Here is a 26,006-nt window from a genome sequence, read left to right on the forward strand (position 1 = left end):
CAGTCCGTTACCCGCTCGTGGACCGCGTCCGCTCTCGTTGCATCCGGGCGACGCCGCGAGCCAGTTCGTAGGAGTAGCGGCCCCCGAGCGAGGCGAGGAACAGCGGGTAGCACTCCGTCAGCGTGGGGTCCCACTTCAGCGCGCGAGCGAAGTGGGTCCGCGCGTCAGCGTACCGCTCACACCGGACGGCGGAGCGACCGAGCGTCGTGTTCAGCGTGGCGAGGAACCGACGCTCACAGCGGCGGCCGTACGACCGCGCGAGGTCGCGGTGTCTCGCGAGGAACAGCGGGTAGGAGACGTCGCGCTTCGTCTCGAAGTCGTGGCTGATGCGGTCGGCGTGTTCGATGTCGCGCAGGGTCAGCAGTTCCGGGAGCGAGCGGAACTCGCAGTGCAGCGACAGGCGGATGTACCACTCCTTGTCCTGCCAGCTCGGGAACTCCGTGTCCGGGAGGCCCGCCTGCTCGACGACGCTCCGTCGGACCATCAGCGCGGAGAACTCGCCGAACGGCGCGCCCATCAGGATGTCCTCCGCCACGTCGCCGTCGGCGGTCGGCACCTTCGTCACCGTGCCCTGGGGGCCGTCGTACTCGGTGCCGGTACAGACTGCGCCGACCGCGTCGCCGCCCGTCTCGAACGCGTGGACCTGTGCGGCCAGTTTCTCCTCGCGCCAGCGGTCGTCGTCGTCGAGGAACGCGACGAACTCCCCCGTCGCCGCCTCGATGCCCGTGTTCCGGGCGGCGTTCGCTCCCCGATTCTCATCGTGGCGAAGTATCTCCAGTCGTGCCAGTCCCGCCGAGGGCACGTCCGCGAGCGTCTCGCGTGCTGGCGTCGGCGAGCAGTCGTCCACCACGACCAGTTCGACGGCGTCGTAGGTCTGTGCCCGGACGCTCTCGACGGCCGCTCGGAGCCGCTCCGGGCGCCCGTACGTCGGGATGACCACGCTGACGACCGGGGCTGCTTCGTCGCTCATCGGTCTCTCTCCCGACCGAGTACGGCGGTCCACTTCAGTAGTCGTCTTCATCCGCGCGGCCTGGGCGGGTCGCGTTCGCCGTCGTGCTCCCGTCCGGAGGCTGTGACTGCGAGGAAGCGAGATTCCCGGGGGAGTGTCCGCAGGCCGTGAGGCGCGTTTAACCTGCCCTTACTCACCAGCTCGTGGTGGTAACAGCGTACTTACTTAGTCCCGATTGTGTGAGTAGCACCTATGAGAGTTCTCCGTATCGCCCAGGACGTGTTCCCCGAGACGGTCGGGGGGGCGCCGTACCATATCCACGCCCTGAGCCGTGACCAGGCGCGAAACGGCCACGACGTGACCGTCTGTACCGTCTCCTCCGACGAGACCCTCCCCGACCGCGAGGAGACGGACGGCTACACCATCGTCCGGCAGACCCCGAAGCTGGAGATATTCGGGAACCAGCTCCTCTCGGGGACGTCCCGGATGTTCCGGGATACGAGCGAGTTCGACGTCGTCCACCTCCACTCGCACCTCTTCTTCTCCAGCAACGTCGGTTCGTTCTTCGCGCGGTTCTCCGACACCCCCGTCGTCGTCACCTGTCACGGTCTCCTCTCCCAGACGCCACCGGAGTGGGTGTCGAAGGCGCACCTCCGGACGCTCGGCAGGTGGACGTACGGCTTCGCCGACCGGGTGTTCTGCTACACGGACGTCGAGCGGCGTCGGCTCCGCGAACTCGGCGTCGACACCGAGATAGACGTCATCCCGAACGGCATCGACACGAAGGCGTTCTCGCCGACGGGAGACGTGCACCGGGAGATCGACGACGACCCGATGGCGTTCGTCTTCGTCGGCCGTCTGGTCGACGGGAAGCGCCCGATGGACGTCCTGCACGCGCTCGAAGCGGTGCGACGGGATCACCCCGACGCGACGCTGTACTTCTGTGGCGACGGGCCACTGCGCCAGGCACTGGAGGCCAGGGTCCGCGAACAGGACCTGTCGGACGCCGTCACCTTCCTCGGTCACGTCCCGTACGAGGAGATGCCGGCCGTCTACCGCGCGGCGGACTGCCTCGTGCTGGCGAGTCGAACCGAGGGGTTCCCACGGACCGTGATGGAGTCGCTGTCGTGTGAGACTCCGGCGGTGACCTCCCACCTCGACCAGATAGCGCCCCTCGTCAACGCGGCCGGGGCGACGGTCCAGACCGGCGACGTCGACGGGTTCGCACGGGAGATGAGCGCCCTCGCCGACGACCGGGACCACCGGGAGTCGCTCGGCCAGGAGGGCAGACAGCGGGTCCTCGACGCCTATCGCTGGGAGGACCTCGTCGAGAAGACGACGGAGATGATGCAGGTGGCCATCGACCGCCAGCCAGTCGAGGTGCGCTAGATGGGGACGACCGACTCCTCTCCGGAGACCGTCGGCGCGACCGGCGAGACGGCGGCGGCGACAGCGGGCGACGAGAGACACACGGAGGAGACGCCCACCGGGACCGCGAGCGCCGATGACCCCATCGAGGTCTGTCTCCTGACGAACCACCTCGCCCCCGACGGCGCGCCGACGCTCCTGCTGGAGATAGTCACCGGGTCGGACTCTCCCGACATCTCGTTCACCGTCTGCTCGTTCGGCGGCGACGACGAACTCGGACCGGCGTTCGAGGAGGCGGGCGCGACGGTCGTCGACCTCGGCTCCTCGATGTCCGTACCGCAGTTCGACCCGCTGTCGATACCGCGTGCGCTCCGGTTCTTCCGGACCGCCGAGTTCGACGTCCTCCACTGTCACATGCCGTACTCCCACACCGTCGGTCGCGTGCTGGGGGCAGCGTTCGGCGTGGACACCATCGTCAGCACGCAGCACAACGTCCCGGACAACTACCACCCGGTCGAGCGGGCCGGCGAGCGACTCACGCGGTTCCTCGACTCGACGACCGTCGCCGTCTCCGAGGGTGTCGAGAACGCGTTCACCGGTCGTTCGGAACTCCACGAACCGGGGACGACCCCGGAGTGGTGTACCATCCGCAACGGTATCGACGTCGAGGCGTTCCACCGGAAGGTCGCGGCGGCCGACGGCTCGGCGGTCCGGGCGACGCACGACCTGGACGACGAGACGGTGTTCCTCAACGTCGCCCGGTACGAACCGCAGAAGGCCCAGGTCGACCTCGTCACGGCGATGGGACGGGTCGTCGAGTCGCTGCCCGACGCCCACCTCTTCGTCGTCGGCTGGGGGTCCGCGGAGGAGGACATCCGCGACGAGGTCGCGCGACTCGGTATCGGCGACAGCGTCACCGTGACGGGCCGCGTCCCGACGGTCCACGAGTACTACGCGGCCGCCGACGTGTTCGTCTCCTCCTCCATCTTCGAGGGCCTCCCCATCACGCACCTGGAGGCGATGGCCGCCGAACTCCCCATCGTGACCACCGACATCCCCGGGGTTCGCGAGGTCGTACTGAACGGCGAGACGGGCCAGCGGGTGCCGATCCGGTCGCCCGCGGAACTCGCAGAGGCGATGACGACCGTGGCGACGAGCGACGGCCGCGACGCGATGGGGCGGGCCGGCTACCAGCGCGCGCTCGACGCGTTCAGCATCGAGGACACGGTGGCGTCGCACCTCCGCCTCTACCGCGACCTCCACCGGCAGCACGCGTCGAGCGACGCGGCGACCGACGACTGACACCGATGACGGGACCACCCACCGGTCGGTCGTCCGCCGACCTCGGACCGACGCTCCCCGCGTCGAGTCGCGACACCGCACGGAGGCGAACGCATGGCCGGGTTTGAGGCGGGCCACCGGAGCGGGAGGTGGAGTCGGGTCCAGCACGAGTACGCCTACACCGCCCAGTCGCTGTTGCTGGGACTGGCGGCCCTGTTGCTCATCGTCGAGTGCGTGTTCTTCCTGACCGTCCCGGCGGCGACGGGGTTCGAGACGTCCGTCGTCGAGGGGTTCCCGCTCGGGTTCTGGCTCGGGTTCTACGGGACGCTCGCCATCGGCATCGTCGTTCTCCTCCTCTCGGCGATGACCGGGAGCGGGAGCTGGCGACAGGCCATCGGTCTGGTCCTCGCCAACTACGCACTGTTCCTGTTCCTGCCGGTCGCGAAGGGCTACAAGCTCTACGGCCGGGGGCAGGCCGACGCGCTCCGGCACCTCGGCGACGTGAAGGCGATGGTGTCGACGGGAGCACTCCCCGGCGTCTGGTACCCGGCCGACCACATCCTCGCGGCGCAACTCCACCTGATGGGTCTCCCGCTCACCTCGGTGAAGTCGGCGCTGGCGTTCGTCTTCACCGCCATCCTCATCGTCTCGGTGGGGATGCTCGTCAGGTCGCTGACGGGGAGCGTCGTCGGCACCGCCTGCGGCCTGCTGGCGGCCGTCCCGTTCGTCTACACGACGTTCCACGTCTCGATGCACCCGGCCATCCACTCGTTCATGCTGCTCCCGGCCATCGTGTTCGTCGTCGAGCGCTACCGGCGGACGAACGACACGGTCTACCTCGGCCTGTTCGTGCTGTTCGGCATCACGATGGTCTACTTCCACCCGATGACGAGCATCCTGCTCGTGGTGTTCCTGCTCGGGACGTCCGTCGTCACCTGGCTCTACGGGCTGGTCGTGGGCGAACCGACCCGCGTCCTCAGCCCGCGACTGGCGCTGACGATTCCGCCGATGTCGTTCGTCTGGCTCATCAACTTCCGGAAGATGCGCGACGCCGTGGCGCGCGTCGCCGCCGCCAGCGACGGCTCGACGGCCGCCGGAGCCGAACTCGGGCAGGCCGCGTCGGCATCGTTCTCGCCGCTCCAGCTGTTCACGCGGTTCATGCACGTCTACGGAGCTATCTTCGTCTTCCTCGTCGTCGCGGGGCTGTTCGCCCTGTTCATCCTCTACCGCGTCCTGCAGCGCGACGTGCCGTACGCCGAGGCACTGACGGCAGCACACTTCGGAGCGGGGTTCGGCATCGCGGCGGTGTTCCTCGTCGCGCAGCTCATCGCGAAGGGGCCGATTCGCGTCTCGCGGTACATGATACTCATGGCGACGCTGCTCGTCGCCATCCTCCTGGTGCGCTGGATAGACGGCGGTCGGCGCGTGCTCCCGGTCCTGCTGGCAGGGTTCGTCGTTCTCGCCGCCGTCCTGGGGGCGAACGCGGCCTACGAGCCGAACAAGCACCTCACGTACTCGGAGTACGAGGGGGCGCAGTTCCTCGCCTCGAGCAACGACGAGTCCATCCCGGTCCGGTCGCAGTCGACGTCGAACAAGATGGAGGAGTTCGTCCTCGGCAGCGACCACCCGAAGCTCTGGCCGAAGACGCTGATAGCGGGGAACGGCGTCCCGCCAGCGCTCGGCTACGCCGAGAACGAGACGGCGGCCCAGACGTTCGGCCGGTCGTACGTCGTCACCAAGGCCTACGACACCGAGTACTACACCGCCTCGTACTTCACCGAACAGCAGCAACGGCAGCTGTTCCTCTACGACGAGACCCACGTCGAGCGACTCCGGAACGACCCGACCGCCTCGAAGATATACGAGAACGGCGGGTACGCCGTCTGGCTCGTCGACGAACGGCCAGCGGAGACCGAAAACGCTCCGAACGGAACGGCGACGGGAACGAACGCCGTGACGACCGCACCGGACCGACCGTCGACCCGCACTCGCAGCTGACACCACACAACCAATGCCACCGACAGACCACCACGACCCGACCCCGAACGTCCTGTTCGTCGTCATGGACACGGCCCGCGCTCAGACCGTCCACGCTGGCCTCGACGACGGCCTCATGCCCGCGACGGCGCGCCTCGCCGAGGAGGGCGTCCGGTTCGACGCGGCCATCTCGACGGCCCCGTGGACCCTCCCGTCCCACGCGTCGATGTTCACAGGCCAGCGGACGAGCGACCACGGCGTCCACTCGGGCAACCGGTCGTTCGACCCGGACGTGACGCCCCTGGCGACGCGCCTCGCCGAGCACGGCTACCGGACGGCGGGCATCTCGGGGAACGTCTGGGTCAGCCCCGGGTTCGGCTTCACGCAGGGGTTCGACGAGTTCTCGATGTCGTGGGGCCTGTTCTGGGACGGCATCGACCTCACGTCGGCGCTGAAAGACGGCGTCTCGACCGCCGCAATCCGCGAGCTCGTCCGAGAACACCCGGTAACCGAGTTGCCGAAGGGGTTCGTCGGCGGCCTGTTCACAAAGTTCGTCGCCGGACGGCACGACGACGGGGCGAAGCGGACGGTCGACCGGACGCTCTCGTGGCTCGACCGCACCGCCGAGGAGACGGCCCCGTTCTTCTACTTCCTCAACTTCATCGAGCCGCACCTGCCGTACGCACCCCCCGAGGCGTTCCGCGAGCGACACTGGCCGGACCACCTCGACCCGGACATCCTCGACGGCGTCTCGCAGGACCCGTGGCCGTACATCGTCGGCGAGACGGACATCTCCGCCGAGCAGTTCGAGGGACTCCGAGCGCTCTACCGCGCGGAACTCGCCTACCTCGACAGCCAGCTCGACCGCCTGTTCGAGGGGCTCCGCGAGCGCGGCGTGCTCGACGACACGATGGTCGTCGTCGTCGGTGACCACGGCGAGAACGTCGGTGACCACGGCCTGATGGATCACCAGTACTCGCTCCACGAGACGCTGGTTCACGTCCCGCTGCTGGTTCGCTACCCCGACCGCGTCGAACCGGGAACGGTCGTCGAGGACCCCGTCGAGGTCCGGGACCTCTTCCCGACGGTGCTGTCGGTGGCCGGTGTGGACCCGCCGGAGACAGACGGCGTCTCGCAGAACGTCCTCGTCACCGAGGACGGCGAGTACGGGACTCGTGAACGGGCAGTGAGCGAGTACGTCGTCCCCCAGCCGTCGATGGAGTCGCTGCAGGAGTCCACGGGCGTCGCGCTGGCGGAACTCGACCGGTTCGACCGCGCACTGCGGTCGGTACGGGAACGCCGCTGGAAGTTCGTCGAGGCGACCGACGGGAGCACCGTCCTGTACGACCTCGACGCCGACCCTGGGGAGACGACCGACATCTCGGCCGACCACGAGGACGTCGTCGAGCGACTCCGGTCGACCGTCCACGACGCGCACGGCGCTATCGCTCGGGGGGAGAAGCGGTCGGTCGACGTCGACGAAGCCAGCAGGAAACGACTCGAAGACCTTGGGTACATCTGACGCGGGAGTGCGTCGTCGGTGTGACGGAAAAGCGTCCGCGACGGGTCGCTGGTTCGACTGCTCAGACGGCGAGGTTCAGCTGTTCCTCGACGTTCCAGCCGTCGAGGTCCAGCCCGTAGCCGTACGTCATGTTGCCGAACACGAGCGCCGACTCGGTGTCCGTCGACCGGATACCGTTCGAGTAGTTCCCGTAGCAGAGCACGTTCTTGCACCCGGACTCGAACAGGATCCCATCGCCGCGGTGACCGGCGATGCGGTTGCCGGTGACCGTCGCCGCGAGGTGACCGCCACCCGTCGACTGGACGCTGATGCCAGCGCGACCGCCGCCGCGGTAGACGTTGTTGGCCACGACGACCGACGACGCCGTCACGTTGGACGTCTTGTAGTTGTACGCCGCCGTCGATGCGTCGAGCGCCGTGTTGTTCGCGATGATGGTGTGGTTCTCGCCGCCGTCGCCCGCGACGCGGACGAGGTACTGCGAGCGGTTGTCACGCAGGTGGTTGCCCTCGACGATGAACCGGGCCGGGTTCTCCGCCGTGTTCACCTCGCTGCCGCAGAACAGCGCCTCCTCGCCGGTGTCGTGGACGTAGTTACCGCGGAAGACGACGCCGTCGATAGGGTCGGAGTTCCTCGCGTAGGCGTTGATGCCCTTCGCGCCGACGTGGTGGACGTGGTTGTCGGTCGCCCAGACGCCTCGACAGCCGACGAAGTTGACCGCGTGCGGCTGGTCGGTCGTGCCGTCGTGGTCCTGCCAGTTCTTCACCTCGCAGTTCTTGACCGTGGCGGCGGTCACGTTCTCGAACCGGACCGCTCCGCGACCGGTGTCGTCGTCGCGGTCACCGTCGATGGTGAGGCCGTCGAGGACGAGGTTCTCACCGCCACGGAACCGGAGGAAGTGGTCCCACTCGTCGACGTCGGGCGAGGCCTTCAGCGTCCCGCGACCGAAGATGGTCGTGTTGCCGGTGTTCCAGGTCTCGACTGCGTCACAGACGTAGGTGCCCGCGGGGAGGTAGACGACGTCGTTCGACTCGATGGCCGTCCGTAGCGCGTCGGCGTTCTGCTCGGGGTCTGCCGCCGACGAGAGGCCGTACGACTCGGCGGAGACGTAGCCCCCGACGCCGGTCGTTTCGGGGCTCTCGTTCGGTGGATTGAGTGCGGTCCACTGGGAGCCGTCGCCGTAGAACACCTCGCCGGTGTCGGTCGCTCGGAAGAGCGCGCCCGCCGTCGGGGCGTAGTTCGTTCGGTTCGCCTTCACGTCGCGAACTTCGACGTCTCGGCTGAGCTTCTCGAAGTTCTCGTTCAGGGGGACGTGCCACTCCAGACTGCCTTTCTCGGGGGTTGCGTATCGTTCGTTGTTCATCGTCGTGTGTGTGTGTCGTTGTCGTTGTGCTGTCGTTCGGTGCCGTTACTCTCTGACGCCGCCGTAGCCGTACATCCCGTACGCCTGCTCGCCGAAGTCACGGTCAGAGCCTGGGGTCGTGGTCGGCGTCGCCGTCGGGTCGGTGGTCGGCGTCTCCGTCGTCGAATCGACGCGACGGAACTCGAGCCAGTTGAGGTTCATCCCCGCCTCGACCACGTCGAGACGGAGGACGTCGCGGGTCCCGGATTCGACGGTGTGCTCGCCGAGCGACGCCGTCTCCCAGGTGAACCAGCCGCCCGTCACCGGGAGGGCACGCTCCGCGAGGAGGGTGCCGCCCAGCGACAGCCGAACGGTGCCCGAATCGCGTGCGGACGCGGTCCGGAGGTGCAGTTCGTACGTTCCGGGTTCGACGTCGACGGTGTACTCGAGCCACTCGCCGGCGGCGAGATAGCCGACGCTGTAGTCGTTCGTCGAATCCTGGGACGCCTCGATGTCGACGGCCGTGTCCCGGTACACCGGGCCGTCGGGTGACCACGGCTTCTGCTCACTCGTCGTGTCGTAGTAGGTCGGGTCACCCTCGCTGACGTCGAAGTCCTCCATCTGGATGCGACCCGGAATCGTCCGGGCCGTCCCACCGTACGGCGACTGTCCCTCGATGGGAGTCGGCGTCGTCGTCGGTGTCTCGGTCGGGGTAGCGGTAGGCGTCTCCGTGGGCGTCTCGACCGAGCCGTCCCCCGCAGTCACGGACAGGGTGTAGTCGCCACTGCCCTCGTGGATGTCCACGAGCTGCGTGAAGTACATCCCGTCCGTCCGTGCCTCGTGGGTTATCTCCGTAGGCGAATCACCACCGACGATGGTGAAGTCGATGTTCCGTCCGTCGCTGTCGTACACGAGGAGTGCGACGGCACCGTTCGAGGACTCGCGGTCGAGGACGACCCGGATCGGGTCGCCGACGGCCGCCGCGAAGGTGAACCAGTCGACCTCGCCGCTGTCGAGCGTCGCGCTGACCGTCCCGCCGGACGGCACCCGGTTCGCCGCGCTCCGTTCGTCGTTCGGTTCCGTCTCGGCGACCGTCCCGTCGACGAGTTCGGTCGTGCCACCCTGCACGACCGCCGAGCCGTCGTAGCTGTACACCGTCGGTACCTGGACGGGAGCGGCCGCGGTCGGTTCACTCTCCATCACTGTCAGTCCCAGCCCCGAGGCCGCTGCCGCCGCGGAGAGGCCGAGGACCGCACGCCGTGACAGCGTCGACCTCGACCCGCCGCCGTCCTCTCTCCCGGCATTACTGTCTTCTTTGGGCATTACTCATTATCTTGTGAAAGTCTCGGATGAATCTGATTGTCAGCTATGTATTGAGCGAAGCGTGAACGACCGAGTACCGCCGCTCGCAGTGAATCAGCCATCAGTACGGCGGATAGTCATCGAATGAGACCAATCCCCGGCGAGGCCCCCGTTTATATCTTCCGGCTATCGAGACTATTCGAATCCGAGAAATTTCCCGGCGAGCGGCTACTCTCGGCGCTCGTTGAACCAGACGTCGACGTGGTGGGTCGGGGTGTAGGATTTACCCACGATGTCCGGACGACCGTCGCCCGTCAGGTCGACGGCCTTCGCCTCGTGGGTCGGAGTCCCGCGAGCGATGCAGCGTTCGGTGAACGACCCGTCCCCGTCGTTCGCGTAGACGAACTGGCGTGGCGAGTCGGTCGTTCCCAGGCCCATCTCGGCCACGTAGACGTCCGGCGACCCGTCGCCGGTGAAGTCCGCGCTCTGCAGCGAGTGGGGGTTCTGGAGGTCGTCGTGCAGGACCGTCATCTCCCAGTCGGGGGGGTCGGCCCACCCCACGCGTCCCGGCGTCCCGTCGTGGTACGGGCGGTCGCCCTCGCTAAAGACGAGTTCGTCCGCGCCGTCGCCGTCGAGGTCCGCGGCGACGACCCGCGTCCACTTCCACCCCTCGGCGACGGACTCCCGGACCCAGTCGTCGGCCTCCCGGTGGAAGACGTTCGGCCCGGCGACGACCTCGTTCTCGCCGTCGCCGTCGAGGTCCCCGACGAGGAGGCCCTCGGCGTCGACGTCGTCGGAGACGACCTGGCGGTTCTCGACGGGCCACGGCGACTGCGTCGGGTCGTCGGGGACGTCGTAGTAGTAGAGCGTCTGGCTGTGGACGGCCAGCGCGACGACCTCGTCCTCACCGTCCCCGTCGACGTCGGCGATGGCGACGTCGTGGTACGAGACGAACTCGTCGGTGATGGTCCGTCGCGTCCACGGGTCGCGGGGGTCGGCGGGTTGCTCGAACCAGTACAGTTCCGGGCTGAGCGACCGACCGAGGACATCGGTCGGGAGGTGCTGACCAGCGAGGAGGTCGTCGCGGCCGTCGCCCGAGATGTCGCCGAGCGCACCGCCGACGCCCAGCGGCGGCGCGTGGTCGATGCGGTGGCGCTCCCAACCGGGGTTCTCGTACCAGAACAGGTTGGTCTCGCCGAGCCCTACGCGTTCGCGGAGACCGGGGAACGTCGGGAGGCCGCGCCGCTCGGCCATCGCGAGCACTCCCTTCGCGGGATGCGGTTCGCCGTTCGCCCCGATGACGATGTCGGGCCGTCCGTTCCCGGTGAGGTCGGAGCAGAGACACATGCTCAGGACCCCGGACGGAGGGTCGTCGTCCACGCGCTCGTGTCGGAACTCCATACGCTCGGGTTCGGCACCTCGTGGTTTAACTACCCGCCGCCTGCGGGCGGGTCCTGCAGGGACAGTGTGGAGTCGCCCGACGCGCGGCGCGGTCTCGAACTCCAGATAGGATCACCCGCCTCGTTCGCCCTCCCGAGTCGCGGCGACGTGCGTCGATTATGCGGTGCATATCAAAACCCGGTGATGTCGTCGAGACGACAATGCCCTTCGACGTCGCCTTCGTCGGCACCGGCGCGACCCCGGACGACCCGGACCGGACGGGGTTCGCGATGGCCTATCGCCACGCCGCGGGCTACGACCGACTGGAGAACTGCCGTCTCGTCGCCTGTGCGGACATCGTCAGAGAGAACGCCGAGGCGTTCGCCGACCGCCACGACATCGACTCGGAGAACGTGTACGAGCACTACGAGGAGCTGCTCGCCGAGGTGGAACCGGACATCGTCTCCGTCTGCGTCCCGCCGGCCGTCCACGCACCCATCGTCGTCGACTGCGCCGAGAGCGGTATCCCGAAGGCCGTCCACTGCGAGAAGCCCATGGCGACGACGTGGGCGGACTCGCGCCGGATGAAACACGCCTGCTCGGACGCGGGCGTCCAGTTGACCATCAACCACCAGCTCCGGTTCGGCCGGCCGGTCAGGGAGGCGAAGCGACTGCTGGACGAGGGGGCCATCGGCGACCTGCGACGCGTCGAGTTCGCCGAGGAACATCTCTACGACACCGGCTCGCACTCGTTCGACCTCTGCCACTACTTCGCGGGCGACAGGCGCGTCGACTGGGTGCTCGGCCAGCTGGAGTACAGCGAGGAGAACTGCTGGTTCGGCGAGCACAACGAGAACCAGGCGATAACGCAGTGGCGCTACGAGAACGGCGTGTTCGGCCTGGGCACCACCGGCGACGACCGGATGGTCGACTGCTACCTCCGACTCCGTGGGACGGACGGCTGCGTGGAGATTCGCTCCGGGAGCGAACCGCTCCGCATCCGTCAGGACGGGAGGGGCTGGCGGCAGGTCGACACCGGCGACGACCGCCTCTACGGCCCACAGGCGGGGCTCGTGAAGTCCGCGGCCCGCTCGGTCCTCGGCCGCGTCTCCAGCCGAGCGGACGAGCGTCTCGGCGACACCTCCTACACCCAGCGGGGTATCGAGGACCTCGTGACCGCCCTCGAAACCGGTACGGAGCCGACGTGCAACGCCTCGGCGGCGCTCGCGGCCGACGAACTCGTCTTCGCGACGTGGGAGTCGGTGCGGCGACGGGGCCGGGTGGACCTCCCGCTCCTCATCGACGACAACCCGCTGACGCAGATGGTCGAGAGCGGGGCGTTAGAACTGGAGTCGAGCGGCTAACGCAACGGTCACCGGGGGCTACTGCCTGCTGCCCGGTCGACGAGGCTCCACAGTTCGACGAGGGTGTTGATGGCGACCTCCTTCAGGCGGTCGGTGTGAGAGAGCCCCGACGAGGTCTGCTGCACCTCCGAGTACTGCGCGGCGTACTCGAACACGTCGGGGTAGATGCGTTCGAGGAGGCGTTTCGTCTTGCGGGCGTAGACGACCTTCCGCACGTAGCCGCGGAGCGACGTCGCGTAGTCGTGGTAGACGACGGGGCCGGGGTGGTAGCGGAGCGCCTCGTCCCCCTCGACGACGCTCTCCAGCCGATACGACAGTTCGATTCCCTCGTGTCCGGCCCGACCCGTCAGCGCCTCGTTGAACCCCGCCACGGCGAGGAACGCCTCGGCGTCGAACGACGCGTTTCCCTCGATGTTGATGTAGTACGGGAGCGGGTCGTCACCGAGGTCGTACCAGGTCTGGAGGCGGTTGTAGATGGTGTCTGCCCGCGGGACGACGCGGCCGCGGACCGCGACGACGTCGTGGTCCCGGTGGATACGGGCGTGCTGTGCCACGAAATCCCGCGCGGGGAGCGCGTCGTCGTCGAGGAAGACGAGAATCTCACTGTCGGTGGCGGCCGCTCCGATGTTCCGAGCGGCGGTGATGCCGTGGTTCTCGGTCAGTTCGACGTAGGTGGTGACGAACGGGTGGGACTCGACCGCCTCGACGACGTCCCAGGAGGTCCCGTTGTCGACGAGGACGACGTCGAAGTCGGAGGCGGTCTGTTCGGAGAGCCGATCGAGAACTCGCCGAAAGTCCCTCCGGTCGGTGCGGAAGAGGACGACGACGACGGTCACCGACGCGTCGTTGTCGTGGAGGTGGACGACGTCTCTGACCCGGTCGTCCTCGTGGGGAGGTGTCCAGGGGTCGGCGGGGGTGGAACGCTGCATCGTGTTCGGTCACACAACCGTACAGTCCGAATCACCAAAAAGTATGACGAGAGTTGAACGTCGGTAAGTATCTCGTTCTCGTCGACAGTCCGGCGGGGTCGGGGTCGCCGCGTGCGACGGCTGGCGAGCCGTTCGGGTGCTCGCCCTGACCTCACAACTGCTCTCGAAGCTGGCCCGCGACCACCCGAATCGCCTCGTCTGAGCCGTACTCTGGCTCGAAGCCAGTGGCGAGCAGTCTGTCGATGGGGAGGAAGACGAGCGGGATGTCGCCGGTCCAGCCACGGTCGCCGCCGGTGTACTCGTACTCCGGGTCGAGACCCATCTCGTCGGAGACGATGTCCGCGATGCGCGTCACGTCCGTCGTCTCGCGCGTGCCGAGGTTGAACACGTTGAGCGAGTCGTCGGCGTGTTCGACGACGTGTCGCATCGCGGCCGTGCAGTCGGTCACGTGCATGTAGGACTTCTGCTGTTTGCCGTTGCCGAGGATTTCGAGAGTCTCGGGCGTCGCGTCGAGTTTCTCGACGAAGTCGGGGACGACGCCGGCGCCGAAGCGGGGACCGACGATGTTCGCGAACCGGAACGTCCAGACCGTGAAGTCCTTGCTGTGGGCGTACACCGAGCAGACGGACTCCTCGGCGAGTTTGGTCGCCCCGTACGTGCTGATGGGTTCGAGCGGGCCGTAGTCCTCTGGCGTCGGTTCTCCTGCCTCGCCGTACACCGTACACGAGGAGGTGAACGCGAGGTTCGTCACGCCGACGGCGTCCATCCGTTCGAGGACGTTGTGGGTCATCCGGGTGTTCGTCTCGAACTGCCGGCGTGGCGAGTCCGTGTCGACGTACTTGTCGGCGGCCGCCAGGTGGAACACCACGTCGACGTCCTCGGTGATCGCGGTCGCCACGTCCGACTCGTCGAGCAGGTCGCCGTCGACGAACGTCACCTCGTCGGGAACGCTGTCCAGTCGACCGTTCGAGAGGTCGTCGACGACCACCACGTCGTTCTCGGCGGCGAGGTCGGCGGCGAGCTGTGAGCCGATGAGCCCCGCACCACCAGTCACGACGATGCGCTTCCCGATGAGTTCCATACTGGGTGTCGAAAGCACCGCTACATCGGTGTTCCGATGTCGGGTATCGGGACGGTACCGGACGCGGACCCACGCGCACGGGTCGGACTGAGGTGCCGATTCCGCGCGCTCCAGAGTCGCCACTCGAGCCAAGATAAAAGACACCGCCGTGAGGCGGTTCCAGAGGCTGTCAGAGGCGCTCCGAGGGGAACTCGCCGGCCTCCGTCGGCCAGCGGGTTATCTGTCTCTGCCGCCGGATGATCCGACCTTCCTTCCTACTCGTCTCGTCCGGGCGACTCCCCCAGTGTACTCCCATCGTGATGACTGATAACTTTATCTGTATTTCTAGGAATCGGAGATGTTCACGAATCTGTTTGGAATGTCAACGGCCAGTCGCCGGGGACGCTCCGGAGGCGATTCGGGTGGAGCCCAGCGACGGCCGGAACGCTGGGGACGTTCACCACGAAGCGGTCTCGAGGCTCGGGGACAGGTCGTCGGCGACGCGACGACAGTGGAGTCGGTTCGCCACGACTTCTGGTCTCCTACTGCGACACTCCGACGCCCGAGGGCGGGCCGTGGAGCGAGACTACCTCTCACGACGAGCGCCGTCCTTTTTGTCGGGATTATGAATCGTCGAAACAAATAAATTTCAGCGCCCCTTCTCTATAAGAGAGCCACGGGAAACGTTCACAGCGCTGTCAGAGGCACCCTACGCCTCCCGTGGCTCGACGCTCGCCCTGGCGCGTGTCAGGGACCTCTTCCACCGTTTCCCGGTCCACTCGGCAGCCGGTACCCCTGCAGTGAGTAACAGCAGTAGCTGTGTCCGGATACCAGTCGGTCGTTCGAGCGGCGACGAAGGGAGGAGGAGAGCCGGTGGAGGGATTTGAACCCTCGGCCTATTCCTTACGAAGGAATCGCTCTGCCAGCTGAGCTACACCGGCGCGGTGTACCAGATACTGGTGCCAACTGAAGCTTAAGGGTTGCGGAGTGTGACGACCGCGTCCCGGTCCGTGAATCCGGCGACCTCACGGTACGGTCGTTCCGTCGTCGTGTCGCTGCCGGATACGTTCCTACTGCAGCGCACGTATCGGTACTCGGGGACGCCAGCCGCCCCCGCTCAATCGCCCTGTGCGCTCGCCGCCTGGTCGTCGTGTGACGGGCTCCGTTCGTCGGTCGGTTCGGTGTCCTCGACCGCGCTGGCCAGCGATTCGGTGAGCGTGATGACCGCCTCCTCGTGGGCCTGCTTCGACCGGTACACCGCCGTCGGAGCGACGCCCAGTGCGTCGTACTCGTCGAGGGCGTCGGCCGGGAGGTCACCACGGTCGTCGGCGTACCACCGAATCCGGGCGAGCAGGGCGTGGACGTGGACCAGTTCCCGCTTCCTCATAGTGTACAGACTAAGAGTTTGGTCTGCCTAAAACCTTCGAGACATGCTACACCGTACCACGGAGGAGGTTCGCTGCCTCGGCTGTCACCTCGACGTCCTGCGGTCCGGCGGCAGTCAGTCCGAGAGAGCGCCCGAGTCCGCGTCCGCGGCGGTCACGGTCGCCGTGTTCTCGAGTTCGACTCGGCCCCCACAGTCGACGGTGACGATGTGTCCCTCGTACTCGAACTGGACGTGGACCGGGTTCGGGTCGGCGACCAGGGCGTCGAGCGCGTCGGGGTCGACGGTGTCGTAGAGTGGTTCGAGCGTTCGTGGTGGTACACCCTCCGCGGAAGCGACGGCACCGACGATGCCCGTACTCGGCGCATCGTCGACCCTACGGAACTGCGACATTTTCAGGAGGTGATTCCTGCTCCGGAATAAGTGTACTGAGGTACGGTCTACCGGGGCGTACCGACGCCGCTCCCCGGTCGCGGGGCCGCAGGCTTATTTCGCTGCCGACCGTCGAACGGTCCATGGCCGAGAAACTGCAGGACGAGACGACGTTGTCGCGTGAAGCGGCCGCCGAACGACTCGAACACCTCGCTGGAGAACTCCGCGAGGGGAGCGGGAACTTCAGGGTCGGAAACAAGACCGTCGAACTCTCGCCCGCTGAAGAACTATCCTACGAGATCAGCGTCGAGGAGCGGAAGTCGCTCCTCCGGAGCAACCGTGAGACGGTGACGGTGACGCTGAACTGGAAGCCGTAACGCGTCGGCCCGGTACCGCCGAGTTCTCACCGCGTGAGTCGGACGTCGAGGCAGACGTTCTCCTCGTGTGGTGCGTACGACCGGACGACGTGTCGGGTCTCCACCGTGACCGAGTACGTCGGCTCCGCGGCCGCTCGTATCGCCCGCTCGCCCGGACCGAAGGGCTCCTCGTCGTGCTGGATGTCGTAGTAGTGGAGCACGCAGTCGTCGTCCGCGAGCGCGACCGCCGTGTCGAGGAACGCGTCGGCGCTGTGCGGGAGGTTCATCACGAGCCGGTCGGCCCAGTCCGTGTACTCGGTCGCCACCTCGCGCACGTCGCCGGCGATGGCCGTCACCCGGTCGGCCACCCCGTTCCGCTCGGCGTTTTCGCGCAGGAACGCGACGGCAGCCTCGTTGAGGTCCGTCCCGACGCAGGTCGCGCCACGCGCGGCGAACGGTATCACGAACGGCCCGACGCCCGCGAACATGTCGAACGCCCGCTCGTCGGCGGCGACCTGTTCGGCGACGCGGTGGCGCTCGGTCGCGAGCCGCGGCGAGAAGTACACCGTGGCGAGGTCGAGTGCGTATTCGAAGCCGTACTCGCGGTGGACCGTCCTGGTGTCGCCCGCGAGGACGTCCCAGTCCCGGACGCGCAACTCACCTTTCACCTTCGAGGCTCGGTTGACGACGCTCTCGACGGGCAGGTCGCTCTCGACGATGGCGTCGGCGACGGCCCTGGCCCGGTCGGCGTCGTCCTCGTCGAGGATGGCCACGTCGCCGATGCGCTCGTAGCTCGGCTCCCAGCCGAGGACGTCGGCGGGCATCTGCTGCCCCGCTCGGGCGGGCACGTCGTGCGCGACGACCTCGTAGCCCTCGGCGGTGGCCGCCTCGCCGTCGCTCACCGGGACGTAGAGCCAGCCGTCTGCGACCGTTATCTCGTGGTCCTCGTCGACGAGGTCGAGCGCGGCGAGGGCGCTCCGCGTCGTCTCCCCCGACTGCGGACGGACGCGGACGCACGGAACTTCCATACCGCCTCTCGCGAGCGTGGTGGGCTAAGCCTGACGCTTCGTCGGCCACTACGGGCGACTCCCGGTCGGCTACCGGTGACGAGTCCACGGCGTTAAGCCCCCGCGACGACCAGCGGACACATGCTCACCTTCGTCGGACTCGGTCTCTGGGACGAACGCTCGGTCACCGTCGAGGGACGGGAAGCGCTCCGTGCGGCCGACCGCGTCTTCGCCGAGTTCTACACGTCGCGACTGATGGGAACGTCGCTGGAGGCCGTGGAAGCGTTCCACGACACCGACATCGAGGTCCGGGACCGCGCAGGCGTCGAACAGGAGCCGGAGCCCATCCTCGACGCCGCCGAAGCGTCGGACGTGGCGTTCCTCACCGCCGGCGACACGATGATATCGACGACGCACGTCGACCTGCGGATGCGCGCCGAGGAGCGAGGCATCGAGACGCGCGTCATTCACGGAACGACCGCCGAAGCCGCCGCCTCGTCGCTGACCGGCCTGCAGAACTACCGGTTCGGAAAGGCGACGACGCTCCCGTTCCCGTACGTCCACGGCGGCGACGGCGTGCCGGGCAGCGTGCTCGACACCATCGCCGACAACCGCGAGCGCGGCCTGCACACGCTCGTCTTCCTCGACATCAAGGTCGAGGGGAGTTCGACCGACCAGCGCAACGCGGAGCGTACGACGGACGACCGCGAGCGCGAGGCGTTCATGAGCGCGGACTACGCCGCCGACCTGCTGTCCGAAGACCTGCCGGAGACGCTCGCGGTCGCCGTCTGTCGGGCGGGCAGTCCCGACCCACTCGTCGTCGCCGACAGCCTGCAGTCGCTCGCGGAGCGGTCGTTCGGCGACCCGCTGCACCTACTCGTCGTGCCGGGGGACCTGCACCTGCTGGAGGCGGACGCGCTCCGGGAACTCGCGGGCGCACCTGCTGCGCTGGTCGACGAACGAACGGTCTGAGCCAGCGGATGGTACGGAGGAGAGGATAGGAAGAAAAAGGGAGGGAGGAAGCCGAGCGAGGACCGAGCAGCGCCGTCAGTCCATCGGGCGGTCCGTGGTCTGGGTGGTCGGGCGGTCGGTGGCGCTCTCCGCGCCGAGCGCCCCCGCGAGGTCGTACTCCTTGCCCGTCAGCATGAACAGCGCGTCGTCGAGGATGACGCCGACCTCGGGGAGTTCGCGGACGACGAACCACGTGATGGCGACGAGCGCGATGACCGACACGAACTGCGCGAGCAGTCGGTCGGCGACGTAGTACGACACCATGTACGGGTCGTCCGTGCCGAACAGATCCATCACGACGTCGGGGAACACCTGGAGGTGACTCTGCCCGAACGAGAGCGCGATGAACACGTTCCGGACGAGATTGAGCACGTAGATGACCGGGAGGCTCACCGCCAGCGCGCGCAGTTTCCGGCCGAGCGGCGCGCGAACGGCGAGGATCGGCCCGGCGAAGATGGCCATGCTGCCGAGGCCGGTACAGGCGATGAGGATGGTGTAGGTGATGCGGTGGTCGCCCTGGTAGAACTCGAAGGTGTTGCGGTAGTCCGGACGCGGCGGGTTCGCCTCGGCACCGCTGACGACGGTGAAGTCCCCCGGCGCGGTCTGCCCAAGGAGGCTCATCCCGAACTCGGTGTGGCGAGTCACCGTCTCGATGAGGAACTGCCGGGCGGGGTCGATGGTCTGGACGGGGAAGAAGACGAGCCCCATCACGCCGACGGCCCGCGAGAGCACCATCAGCGACTCGCGGCCCTGCGCGAGGAGGTAGCCGGCGTACAGACACGCCGGGACGGCCACCACGACGAGGATGCCCTCGACGATGCTCTTCTGCGCGAACGCGAAGTGGTGGACGAGCGTGAGCCAGAACAGCGCGAACAGCCCCCAGCCGAGGACGGCCAGCGGTCGCGCCTCCCGCCGGTCGGCGACGTCGAGGACGGCCGCCGCGAGGAACGTCCCGACGACGAGCCACGCCAGCGGGTCCGCGAAGCGGTGTGCCCACGCCAGTACGTCCAGCACACCAGTCATACCACGAGCGTAGGTTGAGACGTGTATAGGTCTTGTCGTTGGACAGTCCCGCCGGAGTACGGCGGTCTGCTACTGATGTATCGGAGTCCGGCGAGCGCGAGCGCCGTCGCTCGTCGGGTGTAGCGTTCGAAAGAAAGGTATCGCGGGTGACCGGAGCGAGGTCCGGTTGTTCAGCCGTTAGTTGTCGCGGCGCACTGCGAGCAGTGCGGCAGCGACGAGTGCGACGAGTGCGACGATGACACCGAAGCCGGGACCGTCACCGTCGGAGTTCGTTCCTTCGGTGGTGGCCGTGGCGGTGTCGCCGGGACCTTCAGTCGTGCTGTCGGTCGGCTCGTCAGTCGTCATCGTGCCGCCGTCGGTCGTCGTCGGCGCGTCGGTCGTCATCGTACCGTTGCCGGTCGTCGTGTTGTTACCGGTGGTACCGTTAGCGACCGTGTACTCGGCGGAGTCGACGACTGCCGAGCCACCGGACGTGTACGGACCGTCCTCGGAGCCTTCCGAGGTGACGAAGTCGTACTGCTCGTTACCGTTGGAGTCCATGTGCGGCATCGCGATGACCGTACCGGACTCGTTGAGCGGCGAGTCGAGCGTGACTTCGACGTCCGACTGCTCACCGGACTCGAGGTACTCGGACGTGCCGAGGACCGAGCCGATGGCGTCGCCTTCCTCAGTCAGCGAACTGTCGTGGATGGTGACGAAGCCACCCTCGGAGAGGGTGACACTGTCGACCGTAACGGTCGAGCCGTCGCCTTCCTGGTCGCTGATGGAAACCTCAGCCGTCTGGGCTGGGTTGATGACACCGTTGGCGCTGTCAGAGGCACTGAAGATGCCCTGCGCGTCAGCCTCGACGGTGAAAGTCGTGTTCTCGCTGTAGTCCGAGAAGTCGAACGAGGAGCTGAACGTACCATCGTCCTGGACCTCAGCAGTGTCGTCGAGGAGGAACGGGCTGTCGCCAGTGGAGCGAACGACCACGCGGACCTGTGCGCCAGGCGCGTACTCGGTCTCACCGGAGACGGTCTGGTTGTCCTCTGCGCGGACAACGACCATGTCCTCATCGTTGACTTCCTCGGTGTCGAGGGAGAGCGTCTCCTCGACGACCGAGAACGTAGCGCTCATCGTCTCGTCTTCGTCGACGAGGCCGCTCGATTCGTCGAACTGGAGCGTGACGTTGTACTCGCCACCGACCTCTGCGTTGTCGAGGTCGCTGGTGTCAACGAGGATATAGTAGACGCCGTCCTCGGAGACGACTTCGGCCGAGCTCAGGTCAAGTTCCTCAGCTTCAGCGTTCGGGCCTGGGTCGACCTCTGTGGCCGTCAGGCTCGCACTGTCGCTGCTGACGAGGTTGAGAAGACCGCCCTCAGCCTCGATTGCGCCTTCGAGACCCGAGGCCTCGAGACGGTGAACGACGACGTCGCCCACGACAACGCTGTCACGGTCGACCGACGCGTTCTCAACTTCGCTCACTTCGGAGTACTCCTGCGTACCCGTAGCGACCGAGATGTCGAAGGAAGTCGACGAGCGCTCGTTGATGACGAGCGTACCGACGTCCTGCTCCCCCTCACTATCGGCGAGGGTCATCTCGTAGTCAGTAGCGTCGAGAAGGCCGTCATTGCCAGTCGTGTTGTTCGCGTTCGCAACGGAACCCTCCTCTGCGGTGAGGTTACCGTTGTAGGTGTTGAACATGACGACGGCCTGCCCATCAGAGTTAGGGGAGACCTCGGCCGTCTTGACGTAGTTCACTTCCTCACTACCGATGGTGAGGTTGACGGGGCCTTCCGCGCCGTTCTCGAAGTCGACCACGATCTCTGCGATGTCGCCGCGGTCGGTCTCGAAGACAGACTGGTTGAAGTTGACGTCAGGCTCCTCGAACTCGCCGACGTCGACCGACACGTTTGCGCTAGCGTCCGTGTCAGCAACCTCGAAGTCGATGTCGTAGGAACCAGCGTCGACATCGCCCTCAGTGATGGTGAACTCGCGCGAGTTGCCGTCGACTTCGATGTTCTCGTAGTCGTCGACACCGAGCAGCGTCTCAATCTCCGAGTTGCTGAGTTCGTCGGAACTCGCAGAGACGTTGAAGTCAGCGCGGTTCGAGTCGAGGGTAAGCGTTCCGTCCTCGAATTCAGCGCTCAGCGTCTGCTCGCCGAGGTAGAACGAGATGTCCGTTGTGTCGTTACCGGTGCCCTGCAGCGTGTAGCTGCCGGCTTCCATGTTACCGGTGCGAATCTCGATCTCACCGTCGCTGCCTGCGTCGTACTCCCCAACGGGGGTTTCGCCGTCAAGCAGCACGTAGGTTACATCTGCGTCACCACTATACGTCAGCGTCTGACCCTGAACGTAGAAACCATTGTTCGTGATTTCTTCAGAGTCCTGAGCCGCAGCACCGCCCGTCAGCGCGATGGACCCGGCGAAGACCGAGAAGACCACCAGCGCAGCGAGGAAGAGGCTGCGAACCTTGGAATTGTTTCCTGTCATGTTTATCGTACCTGTCGGGTCTAGCACTGTTCCCAACCGATGACCAAGTGGCCACCGCACAGGTTGGTACTTTGTACTGTCACCATGGGTAGGGGTACAGGCAGAACCTAAGCCCAGTGTTATAAATGCTTTCTGGTGGCGTCAGACGCGTGTTAACCTCTCTCAGCGCCGGAACCGGGGGTTATGAGCTTTGTGTCAATGTCGGCCACCTGTCTGACGCGTGACCCGAGAACGCCCTGAAACAACCGTATAGCGGCCTGAATAATGGTTCGCCATCTACTCCTCATCTCCGGATAGTCATCCACAAGTGAGCGTTACGAGTTACTCATCAGACGAGTAACTATCGCCGGATCTACCGCTGGAAGGAGACGAGTTTAAATACCACCCCACATCGCAAGAGGGCCGCGCGTTCGCGCGCGCCCCGTCCCACGGTTCGGTGGTCGACCAGTCCCGGCGGCGGAAGGAGGGAGTGCCGGGGGCACCGCTGTCGAACGGTGAGAGCGGCCGTGGAATCGCAGAGCAGATGCGCGGCGGCCGGTCGGTAGAGCGAGTCGGCAGTCCGTGTGGTCGAGCGGCAGTACGAGGAGCGAGCCGACGATGCCCAATGAGCCGTCAGCGCGTGACGACTTCGACCTCGTGGCCGTCGTTGGTCTTGGTGAACGCGTAGTTGTGGTCACAGGACTCCGGATCGCGGTAGCCCTCGGCCTCGCGTTCCATCAGCGTCTCCCAGGCGTCGTCGAGGTCGTCACACCGCACGGCGACGTGGCCCCACGCGTCGCCCATCTCGTAGGAGCGCCCGTCGTAGTTGTACGTCAACTCGACGCTCATCGCCTCCTCGGCGGCCTCCTTCGGCTTCGCGAAGTAGTTCGCGAACGTGTCCGACTCCCAGCGACCCGTCTGTTCGTACTCCAGTTTCCGGGCGTACCAGCCGAGGGTCGCGTCGGCGTCCTCGACGCGCATCATCGTGTGGTCGAGGCTCCACTTCGCGCCGTGGTCGCGCTTCACGAGTTCTATCTCGTGGCCGTCGGGGTCCTTCACGAACGCGTACCGGTTGTCGCAGGACTCCGGGTCGCGGTAGTCCTCGACGCCCGCGTCCATCAGTTCGTCGTACGACGACTGCAGTTCGTCCTCGGGGACGCGGACGGCGATGTGGCCCCACGCGTCGCCCATCTCGTAGGAGCGACCGTCGTGGTTGTACGTGAGTTCGAGCAGCGCACCTTCGTCGTGCATCTCCTCGGGGCCGAGGAAGACGTTCGTGAACGTGTCGGCCTCCCAGCGACCCTTCTCCTCGTAGTCGATGGCTCCCGTGTAGAACTCCAGTGCGGCGTCGAGGTCTTCGACGCGCATCATCGTGTGGTCGAGAATGGCGTTCACGACGAGAGCCACTCGCGGCCGAGCGATAAACGTTGGTGCGAAGGAGTCGCTGCCCACCCTGCCACCACGAGACGACGCGACGAATCCCCCCGCTCCGCCAGCGCCGATGGGGAACCTCACTCGGTCCGCTCGTCGACCCACTCGATTACGGCGGGCCAGTAGAGCCACCACGCGGCGATGAGCAACAGGACGCTCCCGAACGGGACGGCGAGCGTCCCCGGTCGCCGCGAGAACGCGTAGGCGAGCGGGAACTGGTTCAGCGCGGCGAGCACCAGCAGCCCCCCGGTCAGTCGCCGGTCGTCCCACCCGGCGACCCCTGCGAGCGCGCTCGCCACCGCGCCGACGTAGATGCCCGCACCGACCAGCCACGACTCGATGGCGGCCGACCGACCGTATACGGACAGCCGGAGGTAGTCGGGGAGCGTGACCAGCGTCCACGGGTCGTCGTTGAGCAGCCCGAACGGGAACACGAACGTCAGGTCGACACCGGCGACGACGGTCCACGGGACCACCCCGAGTCCCAGTACGACGAGTAAGCGACCGAGCGCACGGCCGCGGTCGCTCGCGCGTGCGCGCGACGAGACCGCGCCCCGGTTCCGACTGGTCGGGGAGCGACTCCGGGCCGTCTCCTCGTCGGTAGAGTCGCCCGCGGAGGCGGCGTCCGACGACCCGTCGGACACGCTATCGCCGCATGATGAGGCGCAGGACGTCCTCGTCCTGGAGTTCGTGGTCGAGACCCACCTGCTGTTCGTCGTGTTTCGCGCTCGGTCCCGACACGCGGGCGAACCGGAAGCGCTGGCGGAAGTCGCTCCCGAGTTTGTCCAGCACGTCGTCGATGCTGTTCTTCCCGCGACGCACGACCAGCGGTTCCTCGCGGTCGACGCCGCGCCCCGGCTTGTCCATGTAGATGCGGATGAGGCCGAGCGCCTCCCAGATGGACTCCTTCAGCGAGTCGAGGCCCTTGCCCTCCTCGGCGCTGATGAAGACGGCCTCCTCGGGGTCGATGTCGCGCTCTCGGAGGTCCTCGTTGACCGTCTCCAGGTAGTCCGGTTCGATGAGGTCGGCCTTGTTGACCGAGACGATGGAGGGGAGGTAGACGCGGTTGTCCATCAGCGCGTCGACGAGCAGGTCGATGGTCATCTGCTCGCGTACCGTCACGTCGGCGTTGATGTAGTCGTACTCGCGGAGGACGCCCTTGATGGTCTCCTCGTCGAGGCCGACGTCGCCACCGGTGGTGAGTTTGATACCGCCCTTGTGTTTCTTCGTGACGCTGATGCTCGGCGGGGTGGAGTCGAGGCGGATCTTGTTGTAGTACAGCTCCTCGCGGAGGCGGTCGTACTGCTCGATCTCGAACACCGAGAGGACGAACAGTACGAGGTCGGCGGTCCGCACGACCGACAGCACCTCGCGGCCACCACCGCGCCCTTCGGCCGCACCCTCGATGAGCCCCGGCACGTCCATCAACTGGATGTTCGCACCGCGGTACTGCAACATCCCCGGGTTCACGTTCAGCGTCGTGAACTCGTAGGACCCCACCTCGCTTTCGGCGTTGGTCAGCGCGTTCAGAAGGGTGGACTTCCCCACGGAGGGGAAGCCGACGAGGGCGACGGTGGCGTCGCCGGTCTTCTCGACCGCGTAGCCCTGGCCACCGCCAGCCGAGGACTGGTTCTCCAGTTTCTCCTTCTTCTGTGCGAGTTTCGACTTCAGCCGACCGATGTGTGCCTCGGTGGACTTGTTGTACGGAGTGTTGGCTATCTCCTCCTCGATGGCCTCGATCTCCTCCTCAAGTCCCATTGCTCTACTCTCCGCCATCCTGCAGGAAAAACGTGTCCTTGTCGGTTGGTTCGACTAGGTCCCCATATCTATCCCAACCTCACTGTCGCCACGTTGTTCGGCCAATGTTCCCCAAGAGCTGAAGATGAAAAGCCAACACAACACCACACCGTGCACTAACCAGTATAGTGTAATCACTGCAATACACCAAGGCATTCCCTCGACGGGATATCCCAACGATTTGAACAGAAAAATCCGATGGCTGCACTCAATCTCCACATATCCACCGAATCCCCGATAGAAGACCTCACAAGGGGAACTGTGCATTTCTCCGGAGCTCACCATCCCCCACAGACGATACTATGGCGAGAGCCTGTTCAACCCACTGCTCCAGACACCCGAATTCAAGCGTTTCAACGAATCACATTCGGTGGCTAGACGTACCAGCGAGTAATCCCTCAACCGTGAAAACTGACATACTCAACGGATCTGTGGAAACGATATCGACCCATATTCCACCCGGGAGACGACGAATGAGGTGAGGGTCGAGATACGGTCAGAACACACAAGAGACCTCCAGACGCCCATTACCCCCGAAATAACCGAGATGGTGGGTGACGTAATCCGGGACGGATCACCTACGTTTCACGCGGGGAAATCGCTGTACGTGACCCATGTGTGGAACAGTTGGACTCTACAGCGAGAGGTTGGCCACGGTATCCCGTTGAGTGAACAGTGAGCAGATACTGCTGAACACGCCCAT

The 26,006-nt window shown here is 66.3% G+C and carries 21 protein-coding genes and 1 tRNA gene; 7 read left to right on the forward strand and 15 right to left on the reverse strand.

The window, feature by feature from the left end; all coding sequences use genetic code 11:
- Window positions 1–7: 7 nt before the first annotated feature.
- Window positions 8–970: a glycosyltransferase family 2 protein gene (locus MX571_RS15295; protein ID WP_247418229.1), complete on the reverse strand. Its 963-nt coding sequence runs from the start codon at window positions 968–970 to the stop codon at window positions 8–10.
- Window positions 971–1,201: 231 nt separating this feature from the next.
- Here MX571_RS15295 and MX571_RS15300 point away from each other — a divergent pair, with 231 nt between their 5' ends.
- The 4 genes from MX571_RS15300 (at window position 1,202) to MX571_RS15315 (ending at window position 7,097) form a co-directional block, all read left to right on the forward strand.
- On the forward strand, window positions 1,202–2,338 hold the full coding sequence (locus MX571_RS15300) for a glycosyltransferase family 4 protein (protein ID WP_247418231.1): 1,137 nt from the start codon (window positions 1,202–1,204) through the stop codon (window positions 2,336–2,338).
- A complete protein-coding gene (locus MX571_RS15305; RefSeq protein WP_247418232.1) occupies window positions 2,339–3,619 on the forward strand; it encodes a glycosyltransferase in 1,281 nt (426 codons plus the stop codon). It begins immediately after the preceding gene.
- Between the two features lie 93 nt (window positions 3,620–3,712).
- On the forward strand, window positions 3,713–5,596 hold the full coding sequence (locus MX571_RS15310; protein ID WP_247418239.1) for a hypothetical protein: 1,884 nt from the start codon (window positions 3,713–3,715) through the stop codon (window positions 5,594–5,596).
- A 13-nt stretch (window positions 5,597–5,609) separates the two neighbouring features.
- Window positions 5,610–7,097, forward strand: coding sequence for a sulfatase family protein (locus MX571_RS15315; RefSeq protein WP_247418240.1), 1,488 nt, complete (start codon window positions 5,610–5,612; stop codon window positions 7,095–7,097).
- 61 nt (window positions 7,098–7,158) lie between these two features.
- On the opposite strand, the gene MX571_RS15320 is transcribed toward MX571_RS15315, so the two are convergent.
- The 3 genes from MX571_RS15320 to MX571_RS15330 all read right to left on the reverse strand — a co-directional run bounded on the left by MX571_RS15320 (window position 7,159) and on the right by MX571_RS15330 (window position 11,139).
- Window positions 7,159–8,457 (reverse strand): right-handed parallel beta-helix repeat-containing protein, encoded by a 1,299-nt coding sequence (locus MX571_RS15320; protein WP_247418241.1) that lies wholly within the window; start codon window positions 8,455–8,457, stop codon window positions 7,159–7,161.
- Window positions 8,458–8,502: 45 nt separating this feature from the next.
- Window positions 8,503–9,759, reverse strand: a complete 1,257-nt coding sequence (locus MX571_RS15325) for a carbohydrate-binding domain-containing protein (protein WP_247418242.1) — start codon at window positions 9,757–9,759, stop codon at window positions 8,503–8,505.
- Window positions 9,760–9,966: 207 nt separating this feature from the next.
- Complete coding sequence (locus tag MX571_RS15330; RefSeq protein WP_247418243.1) at window positions 9,967–11,139, reverse strand: FG-GAP repeat domain-containing protein; 1,173 nt, start codon at window positions 11,137–11,139, stop codon at window positions 9,967–9,969.
- A gap of 200 nt (window positions 11,140–11,339) precedes the next feature.
- Between MX571_RS15330 and MX571_RS15335 the strand changes: the two genes are divergently transcribed.
- Complete coding sequence (locus MX571_RS15335) at window positions 11,340–12,482, forward strand: Gfo/Idh/MocA family protein (RefSeq protein ID WP_247418245.1); 1,143 nt, start codon at window positions 11,340–11,342, stop codon at window positions 12,480–12,482.
- Between the two features lie 8 nt (window positions 12,483–12,490).
- On the opposite strand, the gene MX571_RS15340 is transcribed toward MX571_RS15335, so the two are convergent.
- The 5 genes from MX571_RS15340 to MX571_RS15360 form a co-directional block, all read right to left on the reverse strand.
- On the reverse strand, window positions 12,491–13,411 hold the full coding sequence (locus tag MX571_RS15340; RefSeq protein WP_247418246.1) for a glycosyltransferase family 2 protein: 921 nt from the start codon (window positions 13,409–13,411) through the stop codon (window positions 12,491–12,493).
- Between the two features lie 151 nt (window positions 13,412–13,562).
- Window positions 13,563–14,492, reverse strand: coding sequence for an NAD-dependent epimerase/dehydratase family protein (locus MX571_RS15345; protein WP_247418248.1), 930 nt, complete (start codon window positions 14,490–14,492; stop codon window positions 13,563–13,565).
- 847 nt (window positions 14,493–15,339) lie between these two features.
- Window positions 15,340–15,412, reverse strand: a tRNA-Thr gene (locus MX571_RS15350).
- Window positions 15,413–15,588: 176 nt separating this feature from the next.
- Window positions 15,589–15,858, reverse strand: a complete 270-nt coding sequence (locus MX571_RS15355) for a UPF0058 family protein (RefSeq protein ID WP_247418249.1) — start codon at window positions 15,856–15,858, stop codon at window positions 15,589–15,591.
- A gap of 114 nt (window positions 15,859–15,972) precedes the next feature.
- Window positions 15,973–16,248: a HalOD1 output domain-containing protein gene (locus MX571_RS15360; protein WP_247418250.1), complete on the reverse strand. Its 276-nt coding sequence runs from the start codon at window positions 16,246–16,248 to the stop codon at window positions 15,973–15,975.
- A 122-nt stretch (window positions 16,249–16,370) separates the two neighbouring features.
- Here MX571_RS15360 and MX571_RS15365 point away from each other — a divergent pair, with 122 nt between their 5' ends.
- Window positions 16,371–16,604 (forward strand): amphi-Trp domain-containing protein, encoded by a 234-nt coding sequence (locus MX571_RS15365; protein WP_247418251.1) that lies wholly within the window; start codon window positions 16,371–16,373, stop codon window positions 16,602–16,604.
- 26 nt (window positions 16,605–16,630) lie between these two features.
- On the opposite strand, the gene MX571_RS15370 is transcribed toward MX571_RS15365, so the two are convergent.
- Window positions 16,631–17,611, reverse strand: coding sequence for a class I SAM-dependent methyltransferase (locus MX571_RS15370; protein WP_247418252.1), 981 nt, complete (start codon window positions 17,609–17,611; stop codon window positions 16,631–16,633).
- Window positions 17,612–17,731: 120 nt separating this feature from the next.
- Here MX571_RS15370 and dph5 point away from each other — a divergent pair, with 120 nt between their 5' ends.
- The gene (gene dph5 / locus MX571_RS15375; protein WP_247418253.1) at window positions 17,732–18,562 is read left to right on the forward strand and encodes a diphthine synthase; all 831 of its coding nucleotides are present in this window, start codon (window positions 17,732–17,734) and stop codon (window positions 18,560–18,562) included.
- Window positions 18,563–18,637: 75 nt separating this feature from the next.
- Here the strand turns inward: dph5 and artA are convergent, their stop codons facing one another.
- The 5 genes from artA to MX571_RS15400 form a co-directional block, all read right to left on the reverse strand.
- Entirely contained in the window at window positions 18,638–19,624 is a 987-nt protein-coding gene (gene artA, locus MX571_RS15380) for an archaeosortase A (RefSeq protein WP_247418257.1), read from the reverse strand.
- A gap of 177 nt (window positions 19,625–19,801) precedes the next feature.
- Entirely contained in the window at window positions 19,802–22,096 is a 2,295-nt protein-coding gene (locus MX571_RS15385) for a DUF7282 domain-containing protein (protein WP_247418259.1), read from the reverse strand.
- Between the two features lie 612 nt (window positions 22,097–22,708).
- The gene (locus MX571_RS15390; protein WP_247418262.1) at window positions 22,709–23,470 is read right to left on the reverse strand and encodes a VOC family protein; all 762 of its coding nucleotides are present in this window, start codon (window positions 23,468–23,470) and stop codon (window positions 22,709–22,711) included.
- Between the two features lie 116 nt (window positions 23,471–23,586).
- Window positions 23,587–24,150: a TIGR04206 family protein gene (locus tag MX571_RS15395; protein WP_247418263.1), complete on the reverse strand. Its 564-nt coding sequence runs from the start codon at window positions 24,148–24,150 to the stop codon at window positions 23,587–23,589.
- A 1-nt stretch (window position 24,151) separates the two neighbouring features.
- On the reverse strand, window positions 24,152–25,264 hold the full coding sequence (locus MX571_RS15400) for an OBG GTPase family GTP-binding protein (protein WP_247418264.1): 1,113 nt from the start codon (window positions 25,262–25,264) through the stop codon (window positions 24,152–24,154).
- Between the last annotated feature and the right edge of the window lie 742 nt (window positions 25,265–26,006).

The sequence above is a fragment of the Halomarina salina genome (assembly GCF_023074835.1).
GTDB classification, from domain to species: Archaea; Halobacteriota; Halobacteria; order Halobacteriales; family Haloarculaceae; genus Halomarina; species Halomarina salina.